General features: G+C 61.8%; 17 protein-coding genes. 14 read left to right on the top strand and 3 right to left on the bottom strand.

Going from position 1 to position 20,064, the window contains the following annotated elements; genetic code table 11:
- Nucleotides 1-37: 37 nt before the first annotated feature.
- Genes LB559_RS06205 through LB559_RS06140 form a run of 14 tightly spaced genes read left to right on the top strand, consistent with a single transcriptional unit; the run spans nucleotide 38 to nucleotide 16,825 of the window.
- Nucleotides 38-496, top strand: coding sequence for an Hcp family type VI secretion system effector (locus tag LB559_RS06205; RefSeq protein WP_013525307.1), 459 nt, complete (start codon nucleotides 38-40; stop codon nucleotides 494-496).
- Nucleotides 483-1,238 (top strand): type VI secretion system baseplate subunit TssE, encoded by a 756-nt coding sequence (tssE, locus tag LB559_RS06200; RefSeq protein WP_013525306.1) that lies wholly within the window; start codon nucleotides 483-485, stop codon nucleotides 1,236-1,238. The genes LB559_RS06205 and tssE overlap by 14 nt, the downstream gene beginning before the upstream one ends.
- 1 nt (nucleotide 1,239) lies before the next feature.
- Nucleotides 1,240-3,114, top strand: a complete 1,875-nt coding sequence (gene tssF / locus LB559_RS06195) for a type VI secretion system baseplate subunit TssF (RefSeq protein WP_024504478.1) — start codon at nucleotides 1,240-1,242, stop codon at nucleotides 3,112-3,114.
- Nucleotides 3,078-4,145 (top strand): type VI secretion system baseplate subunit TssG, encoded by a 1,068-nt coding sequence (gene tssG, locus LB559_RS06190; RefSeq protein ID WP_024504479.1) that lies wholly within the window; start codon nucleotides 3,078-3,080, stop codon nucleotides 4,143-4,145. The genes tssF and tssG overlap by 37 nt, the downstream gene beginning before the upstream one ends.
- Nucleotides 4,142-5,614, top strand: coding sequence for a type VI secretion system-associated FHA domain protein TagH (gene tagH, locus LB559_RS06185; RefSeq protein ID WP_224673550.1), 1,473 nt, complete (start codon nucleotides 4,142-4,144; stop codon nucleotides 5,612-5,614). Before tssG ends, tagH begins: the two co-directional genes overlap by 4 nt.
- A 3-nt stretch (nucleotides 5,615-5,617) precedes the next feature.
- A complete protein-coding gene (gene tssJ, locus LB559_RS06180; protein WP_024504481.1) occupies nucleotides 5,618-6,070 on the top strand; it encodes a type VI secretion system lipoprotein TssJ in 453 nt (150 codons plus the stop codon).
- Between the two features lie 40 nt (nucleotides 6,071-6,110).
- Nucleotides 6,111-7,445 carry a type VI secretion system baseplate subunit TssK gene (tssK, locus tag LB559_RS06175; protein WP_013525301.1) on the top strand — a complete coding sequence of 445 codons (1,335 nt, stop codon included), beginning with the start codon at nucleotides 6,111-6,113 and terminating at the stop codon, nucleotides 7,443-7,445.
- Between the two features lie 4 nt (nucleotides 7,446-7,449).
- Nucleotides 7,450-8,772, top strand: a complete 1,323-nt coding sequence (gene icmH, locus LB559_RS06170; protein ID WP_128338328.1) for a type IVB secretion system protein IcmH/DotU — start codon at nucleotides 7,450-7,452, stop codon at nucleotides 8,770-8,772.
- A 1-nt stretch (nucleotide 8,773) separates the two neighbouring features.
- The gene (gene tssM, locus LB559_RS06165; protein WP_127371849.1) at nucleotides 8,774-12,313 is read left to right on the top strand and encodes a type VI secretion system membrane subunit TssM; all 3,540 of its coding nucleotides are present in this window, start codon (nucleotides 8,774-8,776) and stop codon (nucleotides 12,311-12,313) included.
- A complete protein-coding gene (gene tagF / locus LB559_RS06160) occupies nucleotides 12,295-12,837 on the top strand; it encodes a type VI secretion system-associated protein TagF (protein WP_224673543.1) in 543 nt (180 codons plus the stop codon). The genes tssM and tagF overlap by 19 nt, the downstream gene beginning before the upstream one ends.
- Nucleotides 12,837-13,934: a DUF2169 domain-containing protein gene (locus tag LB559_RS06155; RefSeq protein WP_127367053.1), complete on the top strand. Its 1,098-nt coding sequence runs from the start codon at nucleotides 12,837-12,839 to the stop codon at nucleotides 13,932-13,934. The genes tagF and LB559_RS06155 overlap by 1 nt, the downstream gene beginning before the upstream one ends.
- Nucleotides 13,931-14,953, top strand: a complete 1,023-nt coding sequence (locus tag LB559_RS06150; protein WP_127367054.1) for a 3-oxoacyl-ACP synthase — start codon at nucleotides 13,931-13,933, stop codon at nucleotides 14,951-14,953. The genes LB559_RS06155 and LB559_RS06150 overlap by 4 nt, the downstream gene beginning before the upstream one ends.
- A complete protein-coding gene (locus tag LB559_RS06145) occupies nucleotides 14,953-15,960 on the top strand; it encodes a PAAR-like domain-containing protein (protein ID WP_127367055.1) in 1,008 nt (335 codons plus the stop codon). Before LB559_RS06150 ends, LB559_RS06145 begins: the two co-directional genes overlap by 1 nt.
- Before the next feature lie 10 nt (nucleotides 15,961-15,970).
- Entirely contained in the window at nucleotides 15,971-16,825 is an 855-nt protein-coding gene (locus LB559_RS06140) for a hypothetical protein (RefSeq protein WP_127367056.1), read from the top strand.
- 21 nt (nucleotides 16,826-16,846) lie between these two features.
- Here the strand turns inward: LB559_RS06140 and LB559_RS06135 are convergent, their stop codons facing one another.
- Genes LB559_RS06135 through LB559_RS06125 form a run of 3 tightly spaced genes read right to left on the bottom strand, consistent with a single transcriptional unit; the run spans nucleotide 16,847 to nucleotide 19,946 of the window.
- Nucleotides 16,847-17,185 carry a hypothetical protein gene (locus LB559_RS06135; RefSeq protein ID WP_411970029.1) on the bottom strand — a complete coding sequence of 113 codons (339 nt, stop codon included), beginning with the start codon at nucleotides 17,183-17,185 and terminating at the stop codon, nucleotides 16,847-16,849.
- Nucleotides 17,185-17,610 carry a DUF6484 domain-containing protein gene (locus LB559_RS06130; RefSeq protein ID WP_127371347.1) on the bottom strand — a complete coding sequence of 142 codons (426 nt, stop codon included), beginning with the start codon at nucleotides 17,608-17,610 and terminating at the stop codon, nucleotides 17,185-17,187. Before LB559_RS06130 ends, LB559_RS06135 begins: the two co-directional genes overlap by 1 nt.
- An 8-nt stretch (nucleotides 17,611-17,618) precedes the next feature.
- Entirely contained in the window at nucleotides 17,619-19,946 is a 2,328-nt protein-coding gene (locus tag LB559_RS06125) for a type VI secretion system Vgr family protein (protein ID WP_224673542.1), read from the bottom strand.
- Nucleotides 19,947-20,064: the final 118 nt, after the last annotated feature.

Below are 20,064 nucleotides of genomic sequence, written 5' to 3'. Positions count from 1 at the left end.
CGACAACCTGGTTTTTTGAAAGCGGTGGAGAAACACAATGCCGACTACGAAGATTGATGGCTTCCTGAAGGTTCCCGATATCAAAGGCCCCAGCACCCGCGACGGCCACGATGACGAGATTGAAATCCATGGCGTCGACTACAAGATGGTCGCACCTTATGATCCCAATTCGCTGTCACGCCGTGGCCGCGTCTCCATGGGGATGATCAAATTCACCAAGCACTACGACAAATCATCGCCCTATCTGAAAAAGGCTTTGTTCGAAAACAAGGCCCTTGATGAGGTGGTGTTCTCGGCCCGCCGGACCATCGATGGCGAGACCAAGGATTACCTGGTCGTTACCCTCACCGACGCCTCGATCATGGAATACGACATGTCGCAGGCCGAGGATGAGGAAGACCTGATCCAGGAAGAGGTCAGCTTCGCCTACAAGAAGATCAAATTCGTCTATGACGGCAATGATGAAGCCGAAATGGATGTCTATGTCGGCAAGTGAGGTTCGGCGACCCGGCGCGGGCATGCAGCAGACCACTGGCAGCTTGCGGGCGAAAAGCGAAGCCGTCCAGCCGTCGCTTTGGGATCGTCTCGTCAATGATCTGCCGGGCCTGACCTCGGAAATAGACGGGCTGCGCCATGTCCTGCTCGACGAGCTTGGCGCGGACCGTCTCGACACACTCGTTGCCGGCAGCACGCGTGCCATCGACGCCGATGTGGTACTGACACCGGATCAGAAACGCCGTCTGCATCGGTTGGCCGTTCAGACCCAGCACCGCGTCGAAATCGAAAGCCGTGGCGTGGTGGTATCGGCGCGCGTGCTCAGGGAAGCGGTACGGCGTGACATCGAGGCGCTCTTCAACACAGAGCGCTTCGAGGCGACGCCGCTTCTTTCCGACCTGGAAAATGAACAGGTTGCGGACAATCCCCCTTCGCTTGCCGATTTCCCGGAGGTCCGCCGCAGCGTGGTCAATTACGGCGTGCCCTCCTTCTCGGGCCGCTCGTCGCGCGACTTCGATCGCGAGGTGTTGGCACGTGAGATCCGCATGGTGCTCGCGACCTTCGAGCCCCGCCTGAAGGAAAGCGCAACAAAGGTAACGGTCACGCTTGGCGACAACACCGTCGGCCTGAAGATCGAGATAGACGCCGTTCTGATCATGACCCCGACTCCCGAACGCATGCGCCTGCGCACCACGATCAATCTCGACAACGGTTTGGCGCGGACCGAAATTGGGGAGGCCTGAGATGGATCGGGTCTTCGTCGAATATTACGAGGAGGAACTGAGCCATATCCGCGCTCTTGCATCGGAATTCGCAGACATGCATCCGGCGGTGGCGCGCAACCTTTCCCTCGATACGGTGCCGTGTCCGGACCCATATGTCGAGCGCCTGCTCGATGGCGTAGCCTTCCTGGCCGCGCGCACCCGGCTAAAGGTCGATGCCGAGCGCTCGCGATTTTCCCGCAGTGTGCTCGACGTTCTCTATCCCGATCTGGTCACGCCGGCGCCGGCAACGGCGATGGCGGTGCTGAAACCCGGCCAGCAGGTCCAGACCATGCTGGCCGGCCACGTCGTCAAGCGCAACACACGGCTGGTTTCCAGCCTGCAGCCAGGCCTGTCAACGCGCTGCATTTTCTCAACCGCCCAGGAAATGACTCTATGGCCGATCGCGGTCACTTCGGTCAGCTTTTTTCAGGACCGCAGTGCGATGGCGATGGCTGGCATAGGACCGATCGGCGGTGTCAGCGGCGAGTCGGCGCTCCGCCTCACGCTGGCCAGGACCGGAAAAGGCAAGCTCGACGAACTGGCTCTCGACCGGCTTGACCTCTATTTTGCCGGACGCACCAAGGCGCCGCTACTGTTCGATGCGATTTTCGGCGCCTGCGCGGCCACAGCAGCGCGACCGGAAGGCAAGACCAACCCGCTGTCGCCGTTGCCGGCACCCGAGATGATCGGCATCAGCGACGACGAGGCCTTGATGCCGCGCACCCGCCCGACATTCGAAGGATACCGGTTGCTGCGCGAATACTTCATGATGCCCGAGCGTTTTCACTATGCACGGGTTTTGGGATTGCAGCCTGTCGTGCGCCAATGCGCGGCCGGACTCGAGATCATTTTCCTGTTCAAACGCACGGTTCCCGAGCTGGCCGATCTGACGCCGGCGGACTTCGAACTTTTCGCGACACCGATCATCAATCTGTTCGAACGCGAGTGCAACGTCGTCGAAGTCGATGAACGCAAGACGCGCCAGGTGTTGCATGCGGACCGGACGCGGGCGCGTGACTTCGAAATCTACCGGGTCATCCGCGTCGAGGACGCCGACACGGAAGGTAACGACGCTGAAATCCCCGAGCTCTTCAGCCTGGGTCAGAACGGCGGTAGTGGTTGGGTCTATTCGACCGAAAGGCGCCCTCGCCGCGCGATGGAGGAGGAGCGCCGCGAAGGCCTGACGCGAACGTCCTATACCGGGGATGACGTTTTCCTGGCCGTGTCCCGGCCGCTCGTAAGGCCGGCGACCCGGCCGCTGAAGCGGCTCGACGTGATGGCGCTTTGCACCAATCGTGATCTGCCGATCCTCGATGACAATCCGACGTTGACGTTAGAGGCCGGCGACCCGGTCGAAACCGTGAGGCTTCTTGGCGCCTTGCGTGCGCCGCAGCCAGCTATTCCTGCGGCACTGCCTGCTGGGGCCGACGGGGAATCGCGGGCCGATGATCTCGCCTGGCGGCTGGTGGCGCAGCTCGCGCTCAACTTTCTCAGTCTTGCCAAAGAAGGCCGCGGCATCGATCCCCTGCATGCGCTACTCGACCTTTATGCCGATCGCGGCGATCCAAGCCTTGCCCGAAATGTGCATTCGATCGTGCGTATCGACTCGCAGCCGGTCATCGAACGTCTGCAAATCGATGGACCGATGTGCTTTGGACGCGGTACCGAAGTCACGTTGCATGTTGATCAATCGGTCCTGGCCGGCCAAAGTACCTTGCTGCTTTCGGCCTTGCTGGCGCGGTTGTTTGCTCGTCACGCCGGGATAAACGGCTTCGTGCGAACTCGCACGCGGCTGCTGCAGAAGCAGGAGGATGTGCCATGGCCGATGACGCCCGGCAATCGCTACCTGATCTAGACACGCCCGGCCCGAACAGGGCCGAAGGTCTGTCCGAGACGTTCGACTTTTTCGAACTGCTGCGCCGCCTCGAACAACGGAACGGTCTGTTCGGCCATTCCGGCCGTCCCGACCGTGAGCCGGCACGGCTCGGCCAGCATGTACGCCTCGCCTTTTCCGCACGGGACCTGGTTGTGTTCCGCGAAGCCCGCGATGCGGCACCGGCCCGGGTCACGGTGGCAAATTTCGGTCTGCTGGGACCCGAGGGTCCAATGCCGCTGCATCTGACGCGCTGGGTGCTCGACCGGCTCTCGCAACGCTGGTTCGCCGGCGCCGAGGCACAACTGACCAGCGACACGACGTTCGTCGACTTCGTCAACATTCTGCAGCACCGTATGATCGCCCTCTACTATCGGGCGTGGGCGGATGCGCACCCGGCCGTGCAGGCCGAACGCGCGGTCGGCGGGCGCGTTCGCGCCATGCTTGAAGCCATGGCCGGGATCGGACTTCCCGGCACGCAGGACCCCAATCTCGATACGGTGAAGCTTCGGCAGGCGGCTTCGCTGGCCAATCAGGTCGACGGCCCGGAACGGCTGACGCTGTTCCTGGCGGAAGCGTTCAAGGCGCCGGTACAGATCAAGGAGTTCATCTCCGCCTGGATAACAGTACCAACCGGTCTCCAGACCCGTCTTGCAAAGGCCTTTGCAGGGCTCGGCAAGGGCGCGACGATCGGCCCACGCGTTTTCAGCCGCCAAAGCAGGATCGAACTGCGTGTCGGCCCGCTGGGGTATGAGGAGTTCAAGGCGTTCCTGCCTGGCGGGGAGCGGCTCAAGCTGTTCAAGCAGGCCGTTCGCGACATGGTCGGGGAGTCGCTCGACGTCGATCTGCGCATCGTGCTTGCGCGTGAAGCCGTACCGCCGCCCCAAATCGGAGCGGTTCGGCTCGGGCGGACCGCCTGGCTTGCGCGACCCATCGAAAGGGGCGATGCTGACGACATGCGGCTGCGGACAATCGTCGGATGGCGGCCGGAAATGACGGGGGTCGCGGCATGAGCCTGCTGCTGACACTGGAGCAAGGGCCCCGCACCCAGGCGGTGCGGCAGGCCCGGCTTGACGAGGGTGAGCTGGTGATCGGCCGCAGCGCGGACGCGGGTTGGCAGATCAACGATCCCGACATGTTCGTTTCAAGGGCACATTGCAAGATCTCTGGCGGGCGAGATGGATATTTCGTCACCGACACGTCGAGCAGCGGATTGTTCATAAACGACTCCGACAGCCCGCTCGGTGCCGGCAAGTCGACGCGCCTTCAAAGTGGCATGCGGCTGAGATTGGGCGACTACGTCGTCCATGTCGACCTGCAAACGCCAGCCACTCAAGCACCAGCGGCCGGCCAGCCGGTTTCGGAACGCGCGCCGCCAGCATCCCGGGCCCCGGTGAGCATCGGTCGCGATGACTTCTTTTCCGCCAAGGTCGAAGAAGAGCCGCGACGGCCACGTCCGGCCGATCTGCCGAACCCTTTCGAGCAGCCGGTTGCGGGTGCATTCGAACGTGCCAACTCCGACCAGCGCCACTCGGCCGCTTTCGATGACCCGTTCAGCCTCGATCCGGTTTCGACGCCGGTGTCGAAAAATCCCGCCCCTTATCGCGAACCGGGCGGCGCGGCGAGCCAAGCGGACCCGTTCAGCCTCGACGCGGTACCGTCCCCCGACCGCGCAGCCCAAGCCGCCCGTGACAAGCCGTCCGGAACCCATGATGACTTTGCTTTCGGACCAGCCGCCACGCTCAGTTCGGCGAACGGCGCCAGTTCGATCGAACAGCGCGAGCGCATCGCCCAGCGATCCCAATCAGCCAATCCCTGGGATTTGCCGGTGCAGCCCGCAGCTACCCCTGCTTCACCACGTGTGGGTGCTGCTCCCAAAGCCGCCCCGGCGCTGGGTGCGGCGCGGCCGGAGGAGATGGCGCTTCGCGCCGCATTCCTGCATGGCATGGGTGTCGAGGAAGCCGATTTCCCCGGACGCGACAGCATCGCGGAAATGGAGAAGTTCGGTCGCGAATACCGGATGATGATGGAAGGCCTGATGCAGCTTCTGCGCAAGCGGGCCGAGGAAAAGGGAAACGCGCGCGTCGCGCAGACCATGGTCGGGGCCTCCGAAGTCAATCCGCTCAAGTTCCTGCCGACCGTCGACGACGCCATCATAACGCTTATCGCTGAGCGCAGCCCAGGATTTCTCGGCGGTGAAGCGGCAATCACCGATGCGGTGCGCGATCTCGCGCAACATCACGTACGCGCCTGGCGAGGCATACAGACCGCCATGCGGCGGATGATCGACCGTTTTGACCCGGTAGTGATCGAGGAAGAGCTGAAAACGAATTCCGCGATCGGAACCCTTCTCTCTGGGGGGCGGGGCGCCAAGCTGTGGGAACTTTACCAGAAGCGCCATCGTGAAATCGCCGAGAGTGCTGAAAAGAGCTTCCTTGGCGAAATCGGCGCTGATTTTCGAGATGCATATGAGGAGGAGTGAGAGATGATTGATCGACGTGAATTTGTTGTTGCCTTGGGCGCGACAGGGTTGCTTGCGGCTTGCCAGAGTGGTCCGCCGAAACCATCGGTGATCACCGTCAACGTAAACGGCGGTGCTGGCATGAACCCGGGACCAGGCGGCGGCGACCGGCCGGTAACGATCCTGGTGATGCGGCTGAAAAGCACCGGCAAATTCAATTCCGCCGACTATTTCGCGCTGCAGGGGGATGCCGGCACGGCGCTGGCGGGCGATCTCATCGGATCCGACCAGATTTCCGTCGGGCCGGGAAAATCCGCATCCAAAACCATCACGGTCGAGCCGGACGCTACGGCGCTGGGCTTTGTTGCTCTGATCCGCGAGCCCGGCGGCCGGAACTGGCGGACAACCAAGTCGGTGTCGTCGGGATCGAAATTCACGATCAACGTCACGCTTGGCAGCGGCGGCATTTCCGCCTAGCGGCAAAGGGCAAGGGGAGCTCGATGCAGAGAGTAGCGGCATGAGCAATGCAAACAGGGTGCTATGGTCCGAAGGGCTTTTCCTGCGGACCCAGCATTTCCAGCAGCAGGATCGCTTTTTCGAGGCGACGGTGCGCGGCGCGTTGCAGGCCGGGCAATTGCATACGTTCGGTTTCCAACAGCTGACACTGGACCAGGCGTTGCTGGAAGCCGGCCAGATCTCGATCCTGTCCGCGCGGGGCATCTTTCCGGATGGGACACCTTTTTCCATCCCGGACATGATGGACGCGCCGCGACCGCTGCCGGTCACCCCTGACACGGGCGCCGGACCGGTGCTGATCGCCTTGCCGCTGGAGCCTCCGGGCGGTGTCGGCTTCGATCCGGCACACGCTGCCGCCTCGGGTGCGCGATATCATGGGCGGATCGTTTCGGTGCGTGACGCCGTCCAGGGCGGTTCAGACCCTGAAGAAATCGAAATTGCCCGGCCGCAGGCGCTGCTGCTCGCACCCGGCAAGTCGGTCGGTGGCTACACGGCCTTGCCGATAGCCGACCTCAAGGGGATTCGAGCCGATGGCGGCGTCTCCCTGGACGAGACCTTCCTGCCACCGACCTTGGTTACGGGCGCCGTGGCCTGGTACCGGCAATTGCTGCTGGAAGTTGTCACCGGCCTCGACCAGATCGCCGAGGCGCATGGCAAGATGGTCATGGGCGGACCTGGGCGCAGCGTCGAAGATTTGCTGATGCTCAATCTCGCCAATGCGGCACGTCCGCGGCTGGCCCACATGCTGGCTCAGGATGTGTTCCATCCAGCCGAGCTTTACCTGGAACTTGCCGGTCTCGCCGGTTCGATGGCGACCTACGGATCGAGCGCGCGGCGGCTGGGCGAGTTGCCCGCCTACGATCACATGGCGCCTGGCCCCGCCTATTCGGCGCTGGCGGATGCGCTGCGCTCGCTCATCCTCAGCCTGCGTTACATCGAGCCCAAATCGCGTGCGCTGCCTGTCATGCGGCATTCGACCAATGTCTGGAAGATCCGTATCGACAATCCGAAGCTGCTGGTGGCCAGCCGGATCGTCATCCGGGTCGGTTCGGAGTTGTCGGAAGACGCGCTGCGCAAGATATTCGTCAATCAGGCAACCGTCGGCTCGGCCGACCAGTTCGAGGGCCTGTGGAAATCGCGCTTGCCCGGCATTCCGCTGAAACCGCTTCATTCCCAGCCGCGCGAGATTCCTTACGATGGCGATCGGTTATGTCTGGAACTGGACCAGAAAAGTGAGCACTGGGCGTCGCTGCTCGACGCTCCCGGCTTCGTCATCGGCGTTTCGGGCGTGTTGCCAAGCGAGCCGCAGGTGGACTGCTATTCGGTGAACAGGTGAGATCATGAGCCGCGATGATCCGTTCGGACTGTCGGAGGATCGCGAACGCACCCGCATTCGATTGACCGGCGCGCCGATGCCGCGGCCGATGGCGCCACCTTTGCCGAGCGCGTCGGTAAAGCGCTCCCGCACCCATCCGAACGCACTCGTCAACGCATTTGCGCCCTTGCTCGAATTCGCTCCCGAGCTTGAAAGTGCGCTGCCGCCGGACAATCCGGAAGCATTGCGTACCCGATTGCTCGAAGAACTGGTCCGGGCACGCGACACGGCTATGTCGGTCGGATCCTCAATGGAGCGCGCCGACCAGGCGGCCTGGGTGGTGGCGGCGTTGCTCGACGATCTGGCCCTGAACACGCCATGGGGCGGTGCCAGCGCCTGGCCGCGGCAGCCGCTTGTGGTCATGCTGCGCGGCGATGTCGATGCCGGCACGCAGTTCTTCACCCGTCTCGACGAACTCGAGCGCCATCCCAACCGTGATCGCGAATTGCTGGAACTGCAGTATCAATGCATGGCGCTTGGCTTTCGTGGCAAATATCGCGTGTCGGCCCGATCCGGCGACCGCTCGCTCAATGCCGTTCGCGTGGCGGCGGCACGCTTCCTACGCGATGCCGACGCCGAAGGCGCGCCACTGTCGCCAAACTGGAAAGGCGTGATCGCATCTGACGAGCCGCAGCGCTTCATCGTTCCGATCTGGGTCATGGCGCTCGGTGCGGCGGTTGCAGCCATGACAATCCATGTCGGGCTCTCGATGGCACTGAGCAGCCAAGCGGTCGAGCTCTCCGCACTTGTTCGCGCGCTGCCGCCGCCCGCGCGCGGCGACATCACCCGCACGTCGCCCAAAGTCGATGCCCCGCCGCCGGAGAAGGTGGATTTTGCGCTGTTGCCGGAATTTCAGGCCGGGGCGCCCGCCGACTTCAAATCCGCCCTCAGCGGCACCGAAAGCGTTTCGCTGGCCAAGCTGACGATCCAGGCCTCCAATCCCGAACTGTTCCAGTCGTCACGGCCACAACTGACCGAAGGCTTCGAGCCCCTGATCGGGTCGCTCGCCAAGGTGATCCTCGCCAACCAGGAGCTGATCGGAAACATCACCGTCGTCGGTCATACCGACAGCGTTCCCCTGCAAAAGACCAATCCGCTGTCGACCAACCAGCGACTGTCGGAGGCTCGCGCCCAGACGATTGCCGACATGCTGGTCCAGAACGGAGTGCCGCGGGATCGCGTCCATTCCGAGGGCCGCGCGGCCACCGATCCAGTCGCCACCGACAGCACGCGCGAGGGGCGGGCCTTGAACCGCCGCGTCGAGGTGCTTGTCGAAAAGAGGCTGTGAGATGTTCATCCTGCGCTTCCTTTGGGCTGTCCTGACATCACGCTGGCTATGGACGCTGATCGGCCTCACGCTGCTTTCCCTGGTCATCTGGGTGTTCGGTCCGATCGTCAGGGTCGGTCCCTATGAACCGTTCGCCTCTGATAACGTGCGCATCGTCATCATTGCGCTGCTGGTCATCTTCTGGCTGATCTGGCTGATCGTCGCCCAGCGCCGGGCGATCCGCGCCAACCGTATGTTCGTCGCCGAGATTGCCGCGCCGGTGGTGGAAAAGCCGCTCAGACCCGGCGAAGAGAATGTCGCGGCCGTCGGTGCCAAGTTCGCCGAGGTGATGGCCGAACTGAAGCGCCGCAAGCTGGGCGGACGAAAGTTTCTGCGCGAAATGCCATGGTATGTGATCGTCGGGCCGCCGGCCACCGGCAAGACTACGGCCTTGCGGCAGTCCGGGCTGAATTTTCCGATCGACCTCACCGACGACCTGCAGGGGGTCGGCGGCACGCGCAACTGCGACTGGTTCTTTTCAGAACATGCGGTTCTGATCGACACGGCCGGCCGTTATGTCCAGCAGGAGAGCCAGCCCGATGTGGACGCGGTTGAATGGCTGGGCTTCCTCGACCTGTTGAAAAAGCACCGCGGACGCCGCGCGCTGAATGGCGTAATCGTCGCGCTTTCGATCGACGTGCTTTGGGAGGGCGATGAAGCCATCAAGGCGCACGGCCGCAAGATCCGCCGCCGGTTGGCCGAACTCAACGACCGGCTCGAAATCCGCCTTCCGGTCTATCTGATGCTGACCAAGGCCGATCTGATCAAGGGCTTCGAGGCTTTCTTCGGCGGCTTGTCCACGGCTTCGCGCGAGCAGGTATGGGGGACCACCTTCGCGCTGGAAGCGCGTGTCGATGCCAAGACCATTGAACGGGAAATTTCCGCGCTGGCGACGGAACTTGAGCGGAGGCTGGTGCCGCGGCTGGAAGATGAGGACAAACTCGCCGCCCGTGCCGAGATTTTCCGCTTTCCCGCCCAACTGGCAAGCCTGTCCGAACCGATACAGGTGCTGGTCGAGGCAATGTTCGGCGAAAGCCGGTATGAAGAGGTCGCCTGGCTGCGCGGGCTCTATCTGACATCGGCGACGCAGGAAGGAGCGCCCATCGACCGGCTGACCGCGGCGCTGTCTTCGTCCTTCGGCCTGCCGCCGCGACGGGCGCTGCCCGCACCAAGGGTCGAAAAACGCAGCTTCTTCCTGAAGAACCTGCTGACCGAAGTCATCTTCAAGGAAGCGGGCCTCGGCACGTTCGATCCGCTGGCGCAACGGCGCCGCGCCTGGATCTGGCGGGGTGCGGCAGCCGCTTGCGCGGCGGCGGCATTGTTGGCCGGCGGGTTGTTCACCTGGTCCTATTTTGACAACCGCAACGCGATAACGGCCCAGGCAGGCCAGTTCGAAGCGCTGCAGACGCCGCTGACCTCCGTCGCTGCAACGCCGGCATCGGTGGAGCAGCCCGCCATGGACGGCGCGCTCGGTGCGATGGACGCGGTCGCAACCGCCCGGACAGCACCGCCTGGCGCCGCACAGGATCTGCTGGGACCATCGGCCTCCGCGGAAATGGTGCGGGCGCAGACCGACACGTACGATCATGCCCTGCGCAATGTTCTTGAGCCACGCATGATCGCCTTGCTCGAGGCGACGATGTGGCGGCAAATCCGCGACCCGGATTTCATGCTCGGAGCGCTGAAAACCTATCGCATGATGACGGGCCTGTCTCAGATGGATCCCGATTACGCCCAAGACTGGTGGGCGAACAGCTTGCCCGAATTCGCGGCCGCGGCACCATTTCCGACCGCCGATGCCGAAGAGCATCAGCTTGCCGCCATCCGCCGGATGACGGTCGACGAGAGCTATGTCGCGCCCGACCAGGCCCTGGTTGCCGAAGCGCTGAAAACGGTGTGCACCATTTCGTTGCCGGCGCGCGCCTACAAACAGTTGCTGGCCGATCCGGCAGTGGCCGGGCTCAAGGAGTGGGTCCCGGCGAATTTCGCCGGCCCAAACGGCGGCAAGGTGTTTGCGCGGCGTTCCGCCAAGACGCTTCGCGTCGGCATTTCCGGCGCCTTCACCTATGCCGGCTTCCACGACGTCATTCTCGATCGCATCGACGATGTCGCCGCACAGGCCGCGCTCGATCGTGCCGTTTTCGCTGGCGGCTGCTCAGAGAACTCCGAAACCTCGGTCTCGGCGCTGTCCGAGGATATTCTGAAGCTCTACTATGACGACTATATCGCGCAATGGGACAGCTTCCTGCGCGACATGAGGCTCGCGCCATTGACCGATCTCATCGTCGCCAGTGAGAACCTCAAGGATCTTTCGAGCGCCGATTCCGCGCTGAAACGCCTGCTGACGGCAGTGGTGCAAGAGACGGAGCTCACCCGTTCGGATGACGCGCCCGCCGGAGATGACAAGGCGGCAGCCAAAGGCGGCTCGAAACTGCTCGGCAAACTGGGCAAGCTTGGCAAGATAGTGAAAACAGGGGCAAAACTGTTGCCACGGGCGGGTTCGGCCAGCGAGGTGGACCTGACCGGCAATCTTGTGGCCGAGCATTTCAAACCACTCAAGAGCACCATTGCCGAGGTCGATGGCCAGCCGCCGGCACTGGATGCTGCGGTCGTCGCGCTGACCGCACTTTCCAACGTGCTGCAGACGGTCACCGCGAACCCCAATCCGCAGGATGCCATCAAGAAGCAGGGCGGCCTTGCCGAACTGACGGGAGCGGTCGCCCGGCAGGCACAGATCCTGCCCGACCCTATCAGCAGTTGGCTGGGCGGGATTGCCGGCGACACCAGCAATTTGACTCAGAAGGCGGTCACTTCGGAGCTCAACGCCATCTGGCGGGCCGATATCCTGCCTTTCTGCCAGGCGGCGCTGAACGACCGCTATCCGTTCAGCGCCGAGAGCGCGGTGGACGTCAACGTGCGGGATTTCGCAAGGCTGTTCGGACCGGCCGGGCTGATCGACGGTTTCATCAACGACCACCTGATCAACTATGTCGACATGACCAGCCAGCCGTGGAAGTGGCGCGCCGATTTCGGCCTTGACGGTTCGGCCTTGGCGGCATTCGAGCAGGCCAGGCATATCCGCGACGATCTGTTTGCGGGCGGCAGCGGACCCGTGATGAGCTTCACGCTTGAACCGAAGGACCTGTCTCCCAACGTCACGCGCGTCACGCTCAATCTCGATGGCCAGAGCCTCGTCTACTACAACAACGCAACGCGGCCGCAACCCATGACATGGCCCGGCAAGGACGGCACGGGCGTCATCTCGCTCGCCTTCCAGCCGATCGACGGATCGCCTGAAATAATGCTCAACGAAACCGGCAGTTGGGCGTGGCTGAGGATGCTCCGCAGTGGCCGTTTCGCCAGCACTTCGCTGACCGACGTCTACAGCCTGCGTCTGGGCACGAAAGGCATGTACGCCGACTTCGAGCTCAAGGCCGCCAGCGTCGAAAATCCGTACAACCTCGAAATGTTCAAGAAGTTCACATGTCCGCCGCAGATATGACCTTGCCCGGCTTTTACGGCAAAATGCCTGCCACCGGCGATTTCGTGACGCGGCGGCTGACGGGGGATTTTGTCCGCGTCTGGGACCGCTGGCTTGCGCAACATCTTGTCCCGCTGATGGGCTCGGAATTTTGGCCAAGCACAACCGCGCTCCGCTTCCTGGCAGGCCCGGCTTCCTTCGGCGCATCGGCCGGCATCATTTTGCAGAGTGCCGACAGAGTTGGCAGGCAGTTTCCTTTGACCATTGTTGCGCAGCTTGCTGAAGCCCCTGTTCGGCTGACTGAGGCCGAGGCGTGGTTTTCCAGCATCGAAGAGACCGCCTTCGCCGCTCAGCGCGGCGATCTGACGCCCGACGGATTGGATGCCGCGCTGGGCGCCCTGCCCGTGCCGACTGTCGAGCCGGGCGACGAGGCCATCAGCGGCATGGTGATTTGGACCACCCGTTCGGATATTTTCGACATCGACCCGCAATCGCCGCAGGCGACGCTGGAACAGATCTTTGCCGCCAGTTGGGAGACTAGCTGATGCAGATCTGGAACCAGACCGGCTTTGCGCATGAATTCACCATGGGCATGGACAAGGAAGCTCGTGAGTACATCGTCGTTGTCGTCAAGGGTACTTACGATTTCCCTACGGAGCCGGGCGGGCCTGTGCGCAAGTCGACCGAGCAGGTGCCGCTGGTCATGGCCGACACCCAGACCGGTGTGCCCGGCTATTCGGCGACGCTGTGGGAAACAGACTTCGCCTTCCGCAAGCCGCGCTGCGATGTGATCGCCAATGGCTTTGCCTACGCACCGGGTGGGCGTCCCGCCGAGCGCGTACCGGTCGGCATCAAGGTGGGCAATTGGTCGAAACTCTTCGAGGTCGTCGGTCACCGCGAATGGCGCTCCATCGGCCCGCTCTTTGCCGCCACGTCGCCGCAACCCTTCCTCAAACTGCCGATCTCCTATGACGTCGCCTGGGGCGGCGTCGACAAGCTGGACCCCGAGGACCCCGCCAGCTACAAATACAACCCGGTCGGAACCGGCTGGTCGCGGACCAGAAACCAACGGCTCATTCCCGGCTTGCGACTGCCGAATACGCAAGCTGTCGGCGAGGATATCCGCACGCCGTTCGGCGACTACAAGCCGATGAGTTTCGGGCCAATGGGCCGTGGCTGGCCGGGACGCATCGAATACGGCGGCACTTACGACCAGAATTGGATCGACAATATTTTTCCGTTCCTGCCGCCCGATTTCGACGAGCGCTATTTCCAGATGGCGCCGCCGGACCAGCAGACCGACCACCCAAGGGGCGGAGAGGACGTGCAGTTGATAAACCTGACGCCGGCCGGCCGCGAGAGCTTCCGATTACCGCCGGCGGCGCTGCCGGTGACCTTTTTCAAGGGCCAGAAGAAAGCGTTCGAGGGCCAGCTTCTGCCCGACACTGTACTGTTCGATCCCGAGAACCGCCGCTTCTCGTTGCTCTGGCGCGTGTCGCAACGCATCCACCGAACCATCCTTGATTTCACCGAGTGCTGGGTCGGCCCGCCGACGGAATCCATGCTGCGGGCGCGCGCCACCGGCCGCAGCTATGTCCGGGCCACCGGCACAGCGCCGAAAGAAGAGGCCGAGGACGCATGAGCGCCGCGATCGATATCATCTCGGTCGGCATGGTGACCGCGGTAGGACTCGACGCGCCGTCTGCCTGCGCTGCGATGCGCGCGCGACTCGACGGTTTCCAGGAAACCGGTTTCATAGGGCGGGGCGGGGCGCCGCAGATAGGCGCACCTGTTCTGCTGCCGCGCAACTGGATCGGCGAAAAGCGCATGGCGCACCTTGCAGCCGGCGCTATTTGCGAAGCCTTTGAAAGTAGACCCGAGGCGCGAGGTCAAACGGCATTAATCTTATGCCTAGCCGAAGACAATCGCCCAGGCCGCCCGATCCGCGATCCTCTACGGCTGTTGAGGAGAATCGCCGAGATGGTCGAAGTCGCCCCTCATTCCCGCTCGCGCGTGATAGCGCATGGCCGTCCGTCCGGACACGTCGCGCTTGAACATACACGGAAATTTCTCGCGTCGGACGAGTTGCCCTATGTCATGATCGTCGGCGTTGACAGCTATCTTAGCACAGATGCCATTTCGCATTATGGTGGCCAGTCGCGTCTGCTTAGCCCGGACAATCCGAATGGCTTCATACCAGGCGAAGCAGCAGCAGCCGTGTTGTGTGCGCGCGGCAACAAAGGCGGCTTTCGACTTAGGGGTTTGGGATTGGCCCGCGAGAAGGCTTTCATCTACAATCGAGAAGATTTGCCGTTGCGGGGCGATGGCCTCGCTGAAGCCTATAGGATTGCCTTGAAAGAGACAGGGATCGATCTGGGTCTGATCGGATACCGCATATCGGACCTGATTGGCGAGCAGTATTGGTTCAAGCAAAACGCCTTTGCAGCACAACGTGTGCAGCGCGTCCGCAACGAATTCCAGGACCTTTGGTCACCGGGGGAATCCTTGGGCAATGTGGGGGCGGCAGTCGTTCCGATCATGTTGGGAATGGCACATACCGCAGCCCGCAAGGGCTATGCGGCCGGCAATCCGGTACTGATAGACGCATCCAATGATTCTGGTGCCTGCGGGGCCGCAGTCTTCCTGGCAAGAGCGGCCTGATGTCGGATGTATTTGCAAACGGCCTTGAGATTTCAGGAAAGTCGGTCGACGCAAAGACGATCGCGGCTTTTCCCGACGTTTGCTTCACGCCGCCTGAAAACCCCGCAACGCCGCCCGGCGTTCCGATTCCCTATCCCAGTTTCGGCATGGCTTCCGATACGGAAGATGGTACTGGAACGGTCAAAATCGGCGGCAAGACGGTCAACATCAAGAACAAGTCGGATTTGTCGAAAACCAGCGGCACGGAAGCCGGCTGCGCCGCCAAGAAGGGAGTAATCACTTCGAAGAACACTGGTAAGGAGTTCTTCAAGTCATGGTCGCCGAACGTAAAATTCGACGGCGAACCAGTCATTCGCATGACGGATCTCGCCACCAACAACCACGCTTCCGATCCGCCGAACGCGCCGCCTTGGCCACATATTGCCGGCGTCAATCCGGCAACAGCGTCGTGCGCCGAGATACTGGCCGCTCTCGGGCTCAAGTTTCACAAGCATGAAGACAGCCCCTGCGAGGCTGAAGATCGTGCCGGAGGATCGAACAAGGCTACATTCGAGCAGTCCGACCACATCATCCAGACGGCCTGCTTCACTGATGGTCGCCTCGGTGAGGCTATCCCGACCGCAGGGCCGAACAAAGCCTACGACATCAACAAGGCGCCCTGCGTATGTCTGAAAGATGCAAGTCGACGGAGCACTGAACACGGCGAAAAATCGGCATCGCAGCGGCAATCCAAGCGTGACTGGGTTGCCAAGCGGAAAGCGGACGCGAATTGGAATCCTACCTACAAAGATGCACGGGAGGACAATCTCGATGCGATGAAGGATGCCCTCAAACCACGAATCGACGACGGTCCAAATGGCGAGGAGCATCCTGCCGTGGGTTGCTTGCGCGTCGAGTGCGACAAATATTTCAAGGATGAACTGGGGATGGATGACGATACCCCAGTGAAAATTCCGCATAAATCCTACGCCGCGCCTGCCGATCCCGGCGCTGCAGGCATCAGTTAAGAGGACGACAATGACCGAATTTTTCGCAAGCTGTGACTGCGCATCGCCGGAATATCAGGAATCGCTGCTCGCGCTGGTCGTGCAGACCGATTCTGAGGACTATTGGTCGAAGATCTTTCGGGTAACCAATCTTCTCGGTGCTGGGACCACGCCCAACAGGGCGAAGATTCTGGAGTTGCACACCTGGCTTACTCATTTCTGGAGGAGCGACAAGGGCATTCTCTACATCGCCGACGATTCGGGCGAGGTGCACGAGTCCGCCGAATCCGGGTTGACTTCGCGGATCGTGTCGGAGGGACGGGCCATCACCTTTGTCTGGGGCCTTTCGGACCAAGAAGTCTACGCTGTCGGCGATGCAGGCGTAGTCTTTCTCTGGAACGGCAAAACCTGGACGGCGATCTCCGATCCGCTCGGCGACCGTCTCTACGGTGCATCAAAGGCAGCCGACGGATCGCTCTACGTCTGTGGTCAAGCCGGTCACTTCTGGCGAAGGACCGACTCGCGTTGGCAGCGCATCGAATTGCCTACCAACCGGCGCCTGACAGCAACGTTTGCCACGCCGGACTCGACCGTATGGGTGTGTGGCGAAGGAGGAGCGCTCTTCCGTGGCCGCGGCGATGATTGGGAAGAACTGCGGCTGACCGAAACCAACCTGCATGGGATATGCCTGTTCAAAGGCGGGATCTACATTGCCGGCAGCCGAGACGGAGTTCTGAAATACGACGAGAAAACGGGTTTGCAATCCGTCAAACCAACCGTCGTCAGCTACGGTTTGGTCGCCGATGAGCACCACATGGTTAGTTTCGGCGACAAGATCGCCATCCGCTTCAATGGCGAGACATGGGCGGGGATAAAGTTCGATTGAATGCGAAAGATTTGAGACGGATTATCGTCCTTGCGTCGCAAGATAGGACCGCACCTGATCCAAATTCAGGTCGCGTATGTGCATGCTGGCTGCTTGCGGCCGCAGCATCCGGGTGACGAAAAGTTCGCCCGCTTCCGGATACTGGGCATAAAGCTCTTCGGCGATTTCCAGGCCGGCAGGACCGGCTGTGCGCAAGCCATCTAGATGGGCTTCCAGCCGCTCGACAAGGCGGCCTAGGCGGACCTCATCCAGATCGAGGTTCTCGTCGGGATGAAGCAAATGGCGGTCATAGACCGTCCATAGGAATGCTGCCATCTCCGCGTGTTGGCGAACAATCTCGCGTAGGACCATCGCAGCCATCAGTTCAGGTTGACCGAGCCGCCACGGATGCGGTTGGTCGCGCTGGCGTGACTTGTCAAATAGGTGCCGCGGATGGTGATACGGCCGTCCTTTTCCATGATGATCGTTGCTTTGCCGCAACGTAGCTCGAGCCGCTCTTTCGCCGTAATTCGCATCAGCTCACCGTCCTGAACAATCTGCGGGACATTTGACTTGCGGGCAGCATCTACAATGCGACCGACGATGAGCGGTCGCCCAGGATCGCCATCCTGAAACAGCAGCGCCACTTCTGCGCCGATCATGTCCGACGTTAGTTCGGTCAGGCTGCGCGCGGGAACTGCCGTTTCATTCGGATTGCCGGGAAAGACGACCAGGGGAGCGTCCTCACCGAAACCGAGGAATGCACCGATGACAACCCCTTCGATGCGCTGTTTGGTCTTCGCCATCCGATGCCTCAGTTCTGGTTGATCTTTGAGCCCTTCATCGTGATGTCGCTGGATGCCTTCACGGTGATTTTGCCTGAACCATTGATGGAAATGTTCTTGCCGTCGATCGAGATCGTGCCATCCTTTTTCAGCCCTATCGCTGCGGAGCCGCACTTGATGATAATCGAATCTCCGGCCTCGATGACGAGATCCTGGCCGATCTTGATCAAACCGTCTTCCCCGACCTCTACCAAGCTTCCCTTGGCGATCTTGAGCGCTCGCGAGCCTCCGATTTCCGTCACGTCATCCGCGCCGACCTTCGCGCTTCGCTCTTTTCCTATCTCGGAAGTCAGTGCACCGCCGATCTTGAAACTCTGATCAGAACCTATCTTCACATTCTGCGCAGTTCCTATCTCCCAACTATCACTCGTGCCGACGCTATGGCTCTGACTCAAACCGACGCTCACGCTGCGCGTCGCGCCGACCGTGTTGCTCTGCAGCCCGCCGACGGTGCGCTGTTCCGCCGCTCCGACGCTGTCGACGCGCGCCGCACCGACGGTAATCGTCTGACCTATCCCCACAGTCTGAGAATGATTTGCGTCTATATTCTCCGTCGAGTTCGACACGACATGGATGGTCTCGTTGGCCATGACCGTCAGCGAACGGTTGGCGCCCACTGTCTCGGTGTCGTTCGAGCCGATGTTGGTGGTCTGGTCCACGCCGACCTTGACGGTCTTGTTGTTTCCGACGTCCTCGTCGAGGTTGTGGCCGACGGAGTGCTTGGCGTCGTGGTCGATGCGGTCGGACTGGTCGTGCTGCACCAGCTTGGTGCGGTCGTGCTTGACCAGAAGGTTATGGTCCTTCTGGGCCTGGAAATTGACCAGTTCGGAGCCGGCCTTGTCCTCGAACATCAGCTCGTTATAGCCGCCACCGCCTTTGGAGGAGTCGGACTTCCAGCCCGATTGCGTGGCGCTGCCCGGCAGCCCGTAGGGCGGCATCTGCGAGGCGTTGTAGACCCTGCCGGTAATGATCGGCAGGTCCGGGTCGCCTTCGATGAAGTCGACGATCACCTCCTGGCCGATGCGCGGGATCTGGATGAAGCCCCAGCCGCTGCCGGCCCAGGTCTGCGACACCCGCACGAAACAGGAGCTGTTCTGGTCCTTCTTGCCCAGACGGTCCCAATGAAACTGCACCTTCACCCGCGCATATTTGTCGGTAAATATTTCCTCGCCGGACGGGCCGACCACCGTCGCCGTCTGGGGGCCACGCATGATCGGCCGTGGCGTGATCCGCGGCGGACGATAGGGCAAGGCTGTCGGCGCCAAGCCGAGGATCACCTTGAAATTCTCGCTGTTGACGTCAGCATGGGCTCTGTAACCTGGATCAAACAGTCTGTATTCGGCGCTGACCACCAGATACTCCTGGTTCTGGTCCTCACGCGGAAAGCTATCCAGCTTGAACGTGCAGCCCGAATAGAGGCCGCGCACGGTGCCGACAGCGGCGATGCGCTGGTGGACGGCCTGGATTTCCTCACGCCGGATCGCGGCCAGGCTGTCTCCCCGGCCCGTTTCGAGATGCGCGCCGGGCTGGCGGTAGTTCTCACCCGCTGCCTCTTTGTGGCTGAACGGCTGGGCCGACTTGGCCATGAGATCGGCGCCCGGCTTCGTGAAATCATAGTCAGTGTGGGCATAGGCGCCTGGGCGCACCGAACTGCCCGGTATCCATTCAGTGATGTATTCGACATCGCGCCGCGAACCCTGACCTTCAAAGTTATAGAGCACTTTCTCGTAGCCCGGCGCAGGCTTCAGCTTGCTCATCGCATCGGCCAGGACAAGCGTGTGCTTGCCGTCATCATGCTCGAAGAAATACAGGATGCCTTCATGCTCCAGCAGCCGCTGCACGAAATCCAGATCGGGTTCGTCGTACTGCACGCAATATTCGCGCGGGGGATAGGACCCTTGCAGGCGCAGATCGAATTCCGCGATATCGTATTTCTTGAAGATGTCCTTGACGATGTCGAGGACGCTCTTGTTCTGGAAAATACGGCAATCGGTGGTGTTGCCGAGAAACCAGAGCCACGGCCTGATGACCGCCTCATAGTAGGCCAGCCGATCTTCCAGCCGGGTGAGCCGGAACTCGGAGACGATGCCGCTGAACCAGCGTTTCGGATCAGATTCAGCTTCGATCGAGAGCGGCCCGCCCAGCATCTTCAACGGATCGATATCGGAGTCGGTGCTCACGAATCCGACCGTATAGGCAAAACAACGGCTGATCTCATCGCGTCCGACAAGATGCGTGAAGGTCAACAGCTCGGAGCCAACCGGTGTCCGGACAACGGTGGCACGTTCATTGGGCATGGGTCGAGCCCCCTCCTGGACGCGGCCGCCAATGTGATGGATTTGAAGTTCCCGCTATATTAACAGCATTCCGTTCAGGAACTTCTTAAATCCGCCACGCCAGGCCATGTTGAGCCTA

The sequence above is a fragment of the Mesorhizobium sp. BR1-1-3 genome, from assembly GCF_020165455.1.
GTDB lineage: Bacteria > Pseudomonadota > Alphaproteobacteria > Rhizobiales > Rhizobiaceae > Mesorhizobium > Mesorhizobium ciceri.
The sequence above is the reverse complement of the archived record's forward strand: the minus strand, read 5'-3'. Positions and strand labels throughout refer to the sequence as shown.